The organism is Actinomadura darangshiensis, from assembly GCF_004349235.1.
Classification (GTDB): Bacteria; Actinomycetota; Actinomycetes; order Streptosporangiales; family Streptosporangiaceae; genus Spirillospora; species Spirillospora darangshiensis.
The window spans coordinates 1-11550 of sequence record NZ_SMKY01000285.1 but is presented as its reverse complement, the minus strand read 5'-3'; the positions used below and the strand labels follow the sequence as shown (position 1 = coordinate 11550).

The window sequence follows — 11550 nt, the reverse complement described above, 5'->3', positions numbered from 1 at the left end:
GAAACGGAAGTGATCGCCGGCACCTCATGACCGCCTTGCTCTAACAAAAAAAGAAAGCCCGGGGCTCTGGGCGAAGCCTTGACCCGGACCGCAAGGCCCGGTTCGTCCGAACCCCGCCACAGCAGGCACCTCATCCGGAGAGGTGCCTGCTGTATTTCTTTTTTTTGTTTTTGGTTCGGCGCCTTGGGGGCGCCGAACCAAAAACAAAAGTGCGATTGCTGCATCGACTCGGGTCGCCTAGCGGCTCTCTCGTCGATCAGGTTCTTGCTTCGCTCGAACCTGGCTTCGCTCGCAATCGCGACGCTTGGCCTTGTTGCGGGGCTGGTGTGGTGGCTGGGGTCGTTGCGCCCCACGGTTGCGGTCGCCGTGTCCGGTGGTGGCGGTGACTGGTCTGGGCCTGTGGCTACTTCGGGTTCAGCCTGCGCCGTGCATGTCGTGGGGGAGGTCTGCGTAGGCCCATTGGTGCTTGCGCGTGTGCATGCAGGCTGCTTCCAGGTCTCCTTGTTCTAGGACCTGCAGCAATTCCTTGTGCTCGTCGGCGACGTGGGTTAGGTCGGAGTCGGTCACTACTAGGGCGATGGCCGTTCTCGCCTCGATTTGCAAGCCCTCCCAGGCGCGTTCCAGGAGGAAGTTGTTGCTGGCTACCACGACGCGGCGGTGGAACCTTGTGCTGGCCAGGCCCATGGCCCGGACGTCCTCTACTTCCGCGCAGCGGTACATGTCTTCGACGTCACCGTGCATGGCGTCTAGGGGCAGCCGGCCGTTGAGCAGGGCCAGCCGTGTCGCGGCCTCCTCCAGTGCGGCTCGGACGACGTACGCCTCGCGGATCGTCTGCTCGACGAACGGCAGCACGTGCCGGCCCCGGCGGGGCGAGCTCTTGATGAGGCCCAGTCCTTCGAGCTCCCGGAGTGCTTCGCGGACGGGCGCCTGGCTCGTCCCGAAGTCCGCGGCGATCTTGGTCTCGACGAGGCGCTCACCGCTCTTGAGCCGGCCCGACACGATGAGCTCCACCAGGCCGTCCCGGATGTTCGCGCTCAGAAGCGGCTTCGGCTGACGAGGCGCGGGGGTGTTGCCGCCTCGTGCTTCGGTGGTCACGCACCGTCCTCCAATTGCGTCCTCGCGGCCATCCCGGTCGACGGCTGGCAGATGTGCTGTTGACCAGCATAGTGAGACGTCTTACGGTGATTATCGATATCGATAAAGGGGTGCGCATGCTGACCGAGGTTCATGTGCCCGACGACGTGACCGCCGCCCTGAGCCTGATGGCCTCGGGCGCGAAGGTCATGGCGGGCGGTACCGGCCTGATGCCCTGGCTCAACGACCACGCTTCGCCGCCGACCGAGCTCGTATGCCTGCGCCGCGTGGGGCTCGGGACCGTCCAGGTCTCCGGGACGACGGCGAGGCTGGGGGCGGCGACGACCCTCTCGCAGGTGGAGCGGGACGCGTCGCTCGGCGTCCTCTGGCCCGTCGTGCGGTCGATCGCCTCGGTTCCGGTGCGGAACCTCGCGACGGTCGGGGGGAACCTGTTCGCCCGTCAGCCGCATGGTGATCTCGCGGTCGCTCTTATCGCCCTGGGCGCACGGGTCTCCGTTGCCGATCAGACCGGGACGCGTGAGGTTTCCGTGGAGGACCTCGTCGCGGGTGAGGCTTCCGTTGGGTTGGTCACCGATGTTGCTTTCGAACTGCCCGCGCCGGGCGACTTCAAGTATGTGAAGGCCGCTCGGCGGCGCTTCAACTCCGCGTCCATCGTCACGGTCGCGGCCACCATCACGGTCACGGAGGGGGTCGTCACCCGCATCGTCGTCGGTCTTGGGGGTGTCGGCCCCAGGGCCCAGCGGGCGAAGGCTGTGGAGGCGGCCCTGCTTGGCGAACCGCTGACCGCGGCGACCGTGCAGGCGGCGGCCGAGGCCGGCCTCGGTGAGATCGCGCCGATGGACGACGCCTACGCGTCCGCCTGGTACCGCACCAGAGTCTTCCCCGTCCACCTCCGCCGGGCACTGCTCGGCCACTGAAGCGGAGCCGCCATGACGGTCAAGATCGTGAATCTGAAGGTCAACGGTGTGGACAAGGCGCTGATGGCCAAGCCCGAGACGACCCTGCTCCTCGCGCTGCGCGAGCACCTCGGCCTGATGGGCGCCAAGCGCGGCTGCGCGCAAGGGGCGTGCGGATCGTGCACCGTCCTTCTCGACGGAGATCCCGTGGTGTCGTGTCTGGTTCCGGCCGTCGCCGTCGACGGTGCCGAGGTCGGGACGGTCGAAGGTCTTGCGGACGGGCGGACGCTCAGCGACGTCCAGCGGGCGTTCGTCGATGGCTTCGCCACCCAGTGCGGGTTCTGCACACCAGGGATGATCATGTCGGCGGAGGCGCTGCTGGAGCGGAATCCGGACCCGACGGACGACGAGATCAACGAGGCGATCAGCGGGAACGTCTGCCGCTGCACCGGCTACGAACCGATCGTCAGCGCCATCCGGGACGCCGCGGCGACCCGGCGGGCCAGTGCGGAGGCGCGGGTCTGATGGCGCGCGTCAACCCGATCGACGGGGAGTTCTTCAAGAGCGAGCGGACGTCCGGCTTCAACGTCATCGGAACCACGGTTCCGCGCTCCGACGCGCTGGGGCACGTGACCGGCCGGACGGAGTTCTTCGAGGACCGGACCTTCCCGGACCTCGCGCATGTCAAGATCCACCGGTCCGCGTACCATCACGCCCGCATCGACAGCGTTGACATCTCCGAGGCGTCGAAGGTGCCGGGAGTGCTTCGCGTCATCACTTACAAGGACGTCCCGGCCAACTGGTACACGGTGCTGCGGCTCATCGGGATCGAGCCCAATGACGAGCCCGTGCTGGCCGAAGACCGCGTCCTCTACGCGGGAGAACCCATCGTGGCCGTTGTGGCCGACTCCGAGGCCGCCGCGATCGAAGGCGCCGCCCGGGTGAAGGTCGGCTACACCGCGCTGCCGGCCGTCTTCGACGTCGAAGAGGCCATGTCCCCGGACGCGCCGGTCATCAAGCAGGCCGGCACGAACTTCTTCGTCTACGAGGGCCACCACGCCCGGCGCATCCGCTTCGGCGATGTCGAGGAGGGCTTCGCCCAGGCCGACCGCATCTTCGAATGGCGCTACAGTTCGGCGCCGATCGAGCACGCGCCCACGGAGACCACCGGCTGCGTCGTCGTTCCGCAGGCGGACGGCAGGCTCATCATCCACACCAACACCCAGGCCGCGTTCTTCACGCTTGACAACACGGCCCTGATCCTCGACCGCCCGTTCACCGACCTCCGGGTCAAGGGCGGGACGGTCGGCGGCGGCTTCGGCGGCAAGGTCGACGTCATGGTGGAACCGCTGGCCTGCATCGCGGCCGCGCTCACCAACAGGCCCGTCAAGTTCGTCTACACGCGCGAGGAGGAGATGCAGGTCTCGTCGCCGCGAGCGGCGGAGCGCATCTACATCAAGGACGGCGTCCTGGACGACGGCCGCATCGTCGCGCGCAAGATCATGCTCTATGTCGATGCCGGCGCCTACTCCCGCCACTCACCGTACGGAACGACGAAGGCAGCGGCACATCTGCCCGGGCCCTACACGATCCCGAACGTCTACGCGGACTGCCACTGCGTCTACACCAACCGGACGCCGTCGAGCGCGATGCGCGGATTCGGCGTCACCATCGCCGACTTCGCCATCGAGTCCCAGATGGACCGGATCGCCCGCGCACTCGACATCGATCCGCTGCGGTTCCGGCTCATCAACGCCTACCGCGACGGGGACATGAAGGCGCACCGCAAGGTCGCCTCCGGCACCGCCCTCATCGAGGTGATCCAGCGGGCGGCCGCCCTCGTCGGGCACGACCTGCCCGAGGAGTACCTGGCCCTGTCCTCGTCCACCCCGGGAGAAGCCCGATCATGACCCTCCTCCACGGCCGCGGATACGCCTCCGTCAACTACCCCACCGGCATGAACCTGGGCGGGGACCCCTCCCAGGCCCTCATCCACGCGACCACCACGGGCGGCTTCGTCGTCACCCTCTCGTCGGTGGACCTCGGGCAGGGCCTCAAGACCGTCGTCGCCCAGTGCGCGGCGGAGACCCTCGGCATCCCGATGGAGAACGTCATCATCGACACCGCGGACACCGACACCGGCCCGCACTGCATGGGCACCTTCGCCAGCCGCGGCACCCATCGCGTCGGCAACGCCGTCATCATGGCCGCTCGCGAAGCCCGCGAGGTGATGCTCCAGGTCGCTGCCGACGAGCTCGAGGTCGACGCCGGCGACCTGGAGACCGACGGCACCGGATACGTGCACCTCAAGGGCAGTCCGGACACGAAGATCCACGTCCAGGACGTCGCCATGGCGGCGCATTTCGACCAGGGGAAGACCATCTCCGGACGGGGCATCTTCCTCAAGGAGCGGAGCTACCCCGTCCCGGAGACCGGCGAGATGGACCCGGACTCCTGCCAGGCCCACGCCTGCACCGTGGCCGAGGTGGAGGTGGACGACGAGACCGGAGTGGTCACCGTCCTGACCCTGCACAACGCCTACGAGATCGGCCGGGCGCTCAACCCCGCGATGGTGAGCCAGCAGATCGAGGGCGGCGCCTGGATGGGGGTCTCGCACGCCGTCTTCGAGTCGACCGAGCCCTACTACCCCGCCTCGCGGGCGCACGGCCCCGTCGACTTCTGCGAGTACCTCATGCCCGGCCCCGCCGAGATCCCGGCGCAGACCAGCGTGATCCTCGAACGGCCGGCGCCCAACGGCCCGTTCGGTGCCAAGGGCATCGGGGAGATGACCGCCAACGCGCCGATTCCGGCGATCGCCAACGCGATCTTCGATGCCTGCGGCGTCCGGCTGACCACGATGCCCTTCACCCCCGAGTCGGTCCTGCGGGGCCTGGACGCGCTGCGCGCCGAAGGCCAGGGCTGATGCTGATCGACCACGAGTCCTTCAACCGGGACCTGGAGGAGCGGAGGTACTTCGCGGACGAGGGCCTGCTGACCGCGGTCCGGCTGGCGATGGGGCTGGGGCGCCCCCTGCTGCTGGAGGGCGAACCGGGGGTCGGCAAGACCCAGGTCGCGCACGTCCTCGCCGAAGTCCTGGGACGCGAGTTCATCCGGCTCCAGTGCTATGAGGGGATCGACGTCTCCCAGGCGCTGTACGAGTGGGACTACCCCAAGCAGCTCCTGAGCCTCCGGTCCGCCGAGGTCGAGGGCACGTCAGCCGGCGACCTCTACACGACCGAGTTCATCCTGGAACGTCCGCTGCTTCGATCGCTGCGGTCCGCCGCCGGCGCGGTCCTGCTCATCGACGAGATCGACCGGGCGGACAGCGAGTTCGAAGCGTTCCTCCTGGAGTACCTCGACGGCTTCCAGATCTCGATCCCCGAGATCGGCACCGTCTCCGCGGCGGTGCCGCCGGTGGTGGTGCTCACGTCCAACCGGACGCGCGAACTGCACGACGCCCTCAAGCGGCGCTGCCTCTACCACTGGATCCCGTTCCCCGAAGCCGAGCGCGAGCGGATGATCGTGGAGGCCCACGCCCCGGGGCTCAGCGCCAGGGCCGCGGCGCAGCTTGTGCGTTCGGTCGGCATCATCCGTGCGCTGGGGCCGATGAAGCGCCCCGGCATCGCCGAGACGATCGCCTGGGCGCAAGGCTCGCTCGCCCTCGCGAACGAGGGCGTCGACTGGGGCGAGGCCCTGCGCGCATCCCTCGGGCTGGTGCTGAAGAACGAGGAAGACGGTGCCCTGATCGCAGCGCACGCCAGCGAGGTCTTCGCCGATGACGGTCAATGACCCCCGGCTGGTCGCGCGCGCCCAGGACCACCTGTTCATGTTCCTGCGCGCGTTGCACGCGCAAGGCGTCAGCGTCCCCGCCAACAAGCAACGCGACTTCCTGGCGGGCATCGAACTCCTCGCTCCATCGACCATCGGTCAGCTTTATTGGGTGGGCGCCGCGACCCTCGTGAGCGCCGAGGCGGACCGGCACGTCTACGACGCGGTCTTCCAGCGCTTCTTCGGCGCGGCGGCGGACGTGCTCGTGATGACCGACGAACCCGCCGGAGAGGCGGCGGACGAGGAGGACCGGGACGACGAGACGGCGGCCGCCGGCGGAGAGAACGCAGGCGAAGATCTCGTCGTCGGCCCCGCTGGGGGATCCGGCCTTGAGGCGAGCCGGCTGAGCCCTGAAGCCGTGCGACGCTTCGCCGCCACCGGGGCCGCCGCGCACGAGACCATGCGCCGGATCCGCCGCGAGCTGCCCGCGGCCGTCCCGGCCGTCCGGTCCCGCCGACGCCGGCCCGGCGGCCGCCGGCATCGCCTTGACCTGCGGGCCGTCTACCTCGCCTCCCGGCGCACGCAGGGCGAGTTCGTCCGGCTGCACTGGAGCCGCCGGCCGCCCCGCCAGCGACGCGTCCTGCTCCTCATCGACGTGTCCGGCTCGATGAAGCGGTACAGCCCGGACCATCTGCGGTTCGCGCACTCGGTGGTCGCCACGTGCGATCGGGCGGAGGTGTTCACGTTCGGAACACGCCTCACGCGGGTGACCGCCGTCCTCCGCGACCCCGACGTGGACGCCGCTCTCTCCGCTCTGGCGCAGGTGGTCCTGGACGCCGACGGGGGCACCATGATCGGCGACAGCCTGGAGACGTTCCTCGCCAACGCCCGCTTCGTGACGATGGCCAGAGGAGCGCTGGTCCTCGTCCTGTCGGACGGTCTCGAGCGCGGAGACTGCACGGCCATGACCGCGGCCACGCGGCGGCTTGCGCGGCTCGGCCATCAGCTGAGCTGGTGGTCCCCGCTCGCCTGCCACCCCGGATACCGGCCGCTGACCCGCGGGATGTCGCTGGTCCTCCCCGAGCTCGACTCGCTCACCGGGGTCCGGGACCTCGATACCGCCCTCATCGCGGTCCGCGACGGGTTCGCCCGGACCCCGGGGACCAGAAGGGAAGCCCATGTCTGACGGCCCGCTCTACTCGGGAGACATCGTCGACTCCCACCACCATGTCTGGCGGAAGGCGGACATGCCCTGGTTGTCCGGCCCGATGGTTCCGCGGATCTTCGGCCCCTACGAACCCATCCAGCGGGACTACCTGATCGAGGAGTACCGGGACGACGCCGCCTCGGCCGGCATCGGCGCCTCGGTCTACGTCCAGCCGAACTGGCCGATGGACCGCGTCGTCGACGAGGTGCGCTGGATCGCGGAGCTGCATGAGCGGACCGGCTGGCCGATGGCCGTGGTCGGCTGCGCGGACCTGTTCTCCGAGGACGCGGTCGACGTCATGCGAACCCAGCAGGAGCTCAGCCCGCTCGTCGTGGGCACCCGGCTGCAGCTGCACTGGCACGAGCGGCCGGAGTTCCGCTTCGCGGACGGACCCGACCGCATGAAGGACCCGGTCTTCCGGCGCAACATCGCCGCGCTCCTGGAGCTGGGATGGCTGTTCGAACTCCAGGTCTTCGCCGGGCAGATGCACGACGCGGCGGCGCTCGTCGCGGACAACCCCGATGTGCCGTTCGTGCTGGTGCACGCCGGGATGCTCACCGATCATGGCGATCCGGCCACCGTCGCGGAGTGGCGGGCCGGCATGTGGGAGCTGGCCGCCTGCCCGAACGTCGTCGTCAAGCTGACCGGCCAGGGAACCTTCGTCCACCGGGTCGAGGGCGACCTCCTCCGCTTCGTGGCGGACGAGGTGCTCGACGGGTTCGGATCGTCCCGGGCCATGTTCGGGACCAACCTGCCGGTCGAGAAGCTGTGGACGTCCGCCGCCGACCTGACCACCGCATGGAAGCACGCGCTGAGCCACCGAACCGGCGAGGAGCAGTCGGACGTCTTCTCCCGCACGGCTCGCCGGGTCTACGGCCTCGACGGCGCCCGTCCACGCACCGCCACGAACTGAAGACGAGCTAGGAGAGAACGAGCATGGAACTCCTCCGACTGGGGCCGCCCGGCGCCGAGACGCCGGCGCTGCGAGCGGACGGAAAGGTCTATGACCTCAGCCCCATCGTCGACGACATCACCCCGGACTTCTTCGCCGATGGCGGGGTCGGGAAGGTTCGCGATGCCCACCGGGCCGGGCGTCTGCACGAGCTCCCCGGAGCGGCGGCCCTGCGGGCCGGCGTGCCCGTCGCGCGGCCGGGCGCCGTTCTGTGCATCGGCCAGAACTACGCGGCCCACGCCGCAGAGTCGGGAAGCGAACCACCTCGGGAGCCGATCCTCTTCTTCAAGCAGCCGAGCTGCCTCGTCGGCGCCGACGACGACGTGGTCCTCCCTCCGGACAGTGTCCAGTCGGACTGGGAGGCCGAGCTCGTGGTGGTCATCGGGAAACAGGCCGACCGGCTCACCTCTCCCGCCGACGCGTCCGCGGTCATCGCCGGCTACACGATCGGCAACGACGTGTCCGAGCGCGGCTGGCAGCTCGGGAAGGACGGCGGCCAATGGTCGCAGGGCAAGTGCTTCCCGACGTTCGGCCCGCTCGGCCCCGCCCTGGTCATCGGCCCGGTGGACCCGGCCGATCTCGGGATCCGGTCCTGGGTCAACGGGGAGGCCCGGCAGGACTCCGGCACCAAGGACATGATCTTCTCCGTCGATCACATCGTCTGGTACCTGTCGCAGACGATGACGCTCCGCCCCGGCGACCTGATCTTCACGGGCACCCCCGAGGGCGTCGCACTCTCCGGGCGCTTCCGCTACCTCAAGGCCGGCGACGTCATCGAGATCGAGATCGACGGCCTCGGGCGCCAGCGCCAGTCGGTCAGCGCGGGCTGACAGATCCGGAAACCCCCCCGGGCCGGCAGGCCGCGGGACCAACCCGACACGAAGGGACAGGCCAATGGCCCACTTCATCCTGACCTATGGCTACAACGACACCCCGCTGCGCGCGGAGCGGCGCCCCGACCACCTGGAGCACCTCGGCAAGCTGCAGGCGGCCGGGTCGCTCGTCCTCGCCGGGCCGCTCGCCGACCTGAGCGGAGGCGTCATCGTCCTCGCCGCCGACGACCTTGAGGCGGCGCGGGCACTGGTCGAGCAGGACCCGTACACCCGGCACAACGTGACGAAGGACCGAGAGCTGAAGGAGTGGAAGATCACCGTCGGGCTCCCGGACTAGGCCGCTCTTCCCCTGCTCACACGCCCCCGGCACCCACAGGTGGCGGGGGCGCGGGCGTGGGCGAGGCGGGTTCGGGGGGCTCGTGGGTCAGCAGGTCGGCGGGCTGGCAGTCGAGTTCCCGGCATAGGGCGCTCAGGGTGGTGAAGCGGATCGCCTTGGCCCGGCCGTTCTTCAGGATGGAGAGGTTCACGGGGGTCACGCCTACCCGTTCGGCCAGTTCGACGAGGGTGATGCCTCGGGCGGCCAGGAGGACGTCCAGGTGGACGGTGATCTGGTGGGGGTCCTCCGGGGGCATCAGACCAGGCCCTCGGTGTCGGCGCGGAGGCGGGTGCCGTGGCCGAACGCGCCGGCCAGGGCGGCGACCAGGAGGGACAGCAGGACGGTCGACGCGGAGACCGTGAAGCTGGACTCGACCGCGTCGGTGAGGGGCGTGCCGCTGATGAGCGCGGTCGTGGTGAGCATGTCCAGGGCGGGGACGGCCGTGCCCGTGAGGAGTAGCGCCATCGCTATGCCGTAGAGGCGGCGGATGTTCGACGGGACGAAGACGTCGCCGGTGCGGAAGGTCGCCGCCATGCGCAGGAGCAGCGACAGGACGACGATGATCAGGGCGGCCTGGAGGACCTGTGGGGCCGCGAGCAGTACGCGGTCTCCCAGGTCAGGGTTCCCTACCGTCAACTCGGCGTGGTGGGTGCCGCGGAGGGTCGTTCCGTGGGACGTCAGGTTCGGTACCTGTGACGTGTTGTTCAGATTGACGTCTCGGGTATCCGTGGCGGGCATCGGGCCGGTCACGCCGAGGATGGGGAACAGGGCCTGGAAGAGGCCGACCAGGAGCAGGCCCAGGCCGATGACCAGTTCCAGGATGTGGCTGTCGAGCCGGGTCCAGCGCGATGCCGGGGTCATGGGCGCTCCTTGAGGGCGGCATATCGTTTTTCGATAATAACGATAAACGATATGCCGCCGTCAAGTCCCCGGGTCAGCTTTGGAGCGCGGTGAGGAGGACCAGCACCAGGGTGGCCACGGCGAAGAGGCCGTGGCCGAGGACGACCGGGATGGGGAAGGCGTGCTCGGGCGGGGTGTCCGCCTGGGCGGAGCCGGGGGCGCCGGCGGCGCGGACGGACGGGGCGCGGGTCACCGCCAGCCAGCGGGCGAACATGATGAAGCCGAGCAGGGCGACGGGCAGCAGGATGCCGAACGCCGTCCAGGCGAGCGCCTCGGTGCCGGCGAACAGGTAGATGATCCAGACGACCAGGCCCGCGGCGGCGAGCAGGAAGTGGCCGAAGACCACCGGGACGGGGAGGCGGGACGTTCCGCCGCGTGCTCCGCCCCGGGCGATCCAGGTGCCGAGCATGTAGAAGCCGCCCAGGGCGGTGATGAGCCAGGTGACGAGTGCGGCGAAGTTCACGGTCGGTCTCCTTGGTGGGTGGTCGTGTATCCCTCGGCTTGGGTGGTCTCGTCGGCGACGCGGACGCCGTAGCGGTAGGCGAGCTTGCCGCCGAGGAACCCGGACACGGCCAGGGCGGCGAGCGAGACGGCCGACAGCGCCAGCTGGCCGGCGTTCACGGAGCCGGTGACCTCGCCCAGGCGCCAGCCGAAGCCGCCCACATAGGCGAGGGTCACGGCGAGGTTCAGTGACATGTGGACGAGCGCCGTGCGGAAGGCGCGGGTGCCTGGCGGGATGGCGAGCAGGTCCAGGAAGCCGGCGGCCGCCGCCGCGAGTGCGCCGACGATGCCGAGGCCGATGAGCCAGCGGGACCCCTCGGCCAGGACGTCCGGGTCGGCGACCAGGTGCGAGGCGACGTCGAACACGAGGCTGCCCACCCACGCCCCGATCGGCACCGTCACGAGGATGGGGTGCAGGGGGTGGCCGTAGCCGCCGGCGAGTGCGCTGACCGGTCGTTTCGCCTGCCACTGCGGATCGTCCATGACGGCCTCCTATTTCACCAACAAGTACTGGTGTTATAGCAGAGGCGTGTCAATGAGGCGTGGCTAGATGGGTGGACTGCCAGATTTCGGACAAGTTTCTCGGTGTTTTGAAGATCGCGCGTTAGGGTGAGGGGGTGACCTCAGACTCCTCCGGGCTGGAGGCCGCGGCGATCCTCAGCGACGGCCTGCGGCGGGGAATGTACGCGTTCATCCGGTCGGCCGGTGCGCCCGTGACCCGGGACGAGGCCGCCGCGAGCGTCGGCATCTCCCGCAAGCTGGCCGCGTTCCACCTCGACAAGCTCGTGGACGCGGGGCTGCTGCGCGCCCGCTACGCGAACCCGGCGGGTGTCCGGCGGGTGGGGCGGGCACCGAAGGTGTACGAGCCGTCCGGCGTCGACGTGCGGGTCAGCATCCCGCAGCGCGAGCACGGCCTGCTCGCGAGCATCCTGCTGGACGCGGTCCGGGAGCAGGGCTCGGGGGAGAGCGGGCAGGACGCGGCGCTGCGGGCCGCCGGGGAGCGCGGGCGCGCGGTCGGGGAG

Annotated in this window: 16 protein-coding genes; 10 read left to right on the top strand and 6 right to left on the bottom strand. The window is 69.7% G+C overall.

What is annotated here, in order from left to right; all coding sequences use genetic code 11:
* Both E1293_RS48900 and E1293_RS37955 read right to left on the bottom strand, forming a co-directional pair.
* Window positions 1-353, bottom strand: a 353-nt coding sequence (locus E1293_RS48900; protein ID WP_207939331.1) for a hypothetical protein, incomplete at its 3' end; no start/stop codon positions are given.
* Between the two features lie 61 nt (window positions 354-414).
* Window positions 415-1095, bottom strand: coding sequence for a GntR family transcriptional regulator (locus E1293_RS37955; RefSeq protein ID WP_132203461.1), 681 nt, complete (start codon window positions 1093-1095; stop codon window positions 415-417).
* Between the two features lie 59 nt (window positions 1096-1154).
* Between E1293_RS37955 and E1293_RS37950 the strand changes: the two genes are divergently transcribed.
* From E1293_RS37950 to E1293_RS37910, 9 genes are all read left to right on the top strand, one after another.
* Window positions 1155-2012 (top strand): FAD binding domain-containing protein, encoded by an 858-nt coding sequence (locus E1293_RS37950; RefSeq protein ID WP_132203460.1) that lies wholly within the window; start codon window positions 1155-1157, stop codon window positions 2010-2012.
* 12 nt (window positions 2013-2024) lie between these two features.
* Window positions 2025-2516, top strand: a complete 492-nt coding sequence (locus E1293_RS37945; RefSeq protein ID WP_132203459.1) for a (2Fe-2S)-binding protein — start codon at window positions 2025-2027, stop codon at window positions 2514-2516.
* Entirely contained in the window at window positions 2516-3901 is a 1386-nt protein-coding gene (locus tag E1293_RS50330; protein WP_132203458.1) for a xanthine dehydrogenase family protein molybdopterin-binding subunit, read from the top strand. The genes E1293_RS37945 and E1293_RS50330 overlap by 1 nt, the downstream gene beginning before the upstream one ends.
* Window positions 3898-4914, top strand: coding sequence for a xanthine dehydrogenase family protein molybdopterin-binding subunit (locus E1293_RS50325; RefSeq protein ID WP_132203457.1), 1017 nt, complete (start codon window positions 3898-3900; stop codon window positions 4912-4914). Before E1293_RS50330 ends, E1293_RS50325 begins: the two co-directional genes overlap by 4 nt.
* On the top strand, window positions 4914-5780 hold the full coding sequence (locus E1293_RS37930; protein WP_132203456.1) for an AAA family ATPase: 867 nt from the start codon (window positions 4914-4916) through the stop codon (window positions 5778-5780). The genes E1293_RS50325 and E1293_RS37930 overlap by 1 nt, the downstream gene beginning before the upstream one ends.
* Window positions 5767-6945 (top strand): vWA domain-containing protein, encoded by a 1179-nt coding sequence (locus tag E1293_RS37925; protein WP_132203455.1) that lies wholly within the window; start codon window positions 5767-5769, stop codon window positions 6943-6945. Before E1293_RS37930 ends, E1293_RS37925 begins: the two co-directional genes overlap by 14 nt.
* The gene (locus tag E1293_RS37920; protein WP_132203454.1) at window positions 6938-7879 is read left to right on the top strand and encodes an amidohydrolase family protein; all 942 of its coding nucleotides are present in this window, start codon (window positions 6938-6940) and stop codon (window positions 7877-7879) included. Before E1293_RS37925 ends, E1293_RS37920 begins: the two co-directional genes overlap by 8 nt.
* Before the next feature lie 23 nt (window positions 7880-7902).
* Window positions 7903-8748, top strand: a complete 846-nt coding sequence (locus E1293_RS37915; RefSeq protein ID WP_132203453.1) for a fumarylacetoacetate hydrolase family protein — start codon at window positions 7903-7905, stop codon at window positions 8746-8748.
* A 64-nt stretch (window positions 8749-8812) separates the two neighbouring features.
* On the top strand, window positions 8813-9088 hold the full coding sequence (locus E1293_RS37910) for a YciI family protein (RefSeq protein ID WP_132203452.1): 276 nt from the start codon (window positions 8813-8815) through the stop codon (window positions 9086-9088).
* Window positions 9089-9104: 16 nt separating this feature from the next.
* Here E1293_RS37910 and E1293_RS37905 read toward each other — a convergent pair whose 3' ends face one another.
* The 4 genes from E1293_RS37905 to E1293_RS37890 all read right to left on the bottom strand — a co-directional run bounded on the left by E1293_RS37905 (window position 9105) and on the right by E1293_RS37890 (window position 11011).
* Window positions 9105-9383: a helix-turn-helix domain-containing protein gene (locus tag E1293_RS37905; protein ID WP_132203451.1), complete on the bottom strand. Its 279-nt coding sequence runs from the start codon at window positions 9381-9383 to the stop codon at window positions 9105-9107.
* Window positions 9383-9988 carry a DUF2975 domain-containing protein gene (locus E1293_RS37900; protein ID WP_132203450.1) on the bottom strand — a complete coding sequence of 202 codons (606 nt, stop codon included), beginning with the start codon at window positions 9986-9988 and terminating at the stop codon, window positions 9383-9385. Before E1293_RS37900 ends, E1293_RS37905 begins: the two co-directional genes overlap by 1 nt.
* Window positions 9989-10061: 73 nt before the next feature.
* Window positions 10062-10490, bottom strand: coding sequence for a hypothetical protein (locus E1293_RS37895; RefSeq protein WP_132203449.1), 429 nt, complete (start codon window positions 10488-10490; stop codon window positions 10062-10064).
* Entirely contained in the window at window positions 10487-11011 is a 525-nt protein-coding gene (locus tag E1293_RS37890; RefSeq protein ID WP_132203448.1) for a DUF2231 domain-containing protein, read from the bottom strand. The genes E1293_RS37895 and E1293_RS37890 overlap by 4 nt, the downstream gene beginning before the upstream one ends.
* A gap of 134 nt (window positions 11012-11145) precedes the next feature.
* Between E1293_RS37890 and E1293_RS37885 the strand changes: the two genes are divergently transcribed.
* Window positions 11146-11550 (top strand): helix-turn-helix domain-containing protein (locus tag E1293_RS37885; RefSeq protein WP_207939330.1); only part of this gene is annotated, 405 nt, incomplete at its 3' end.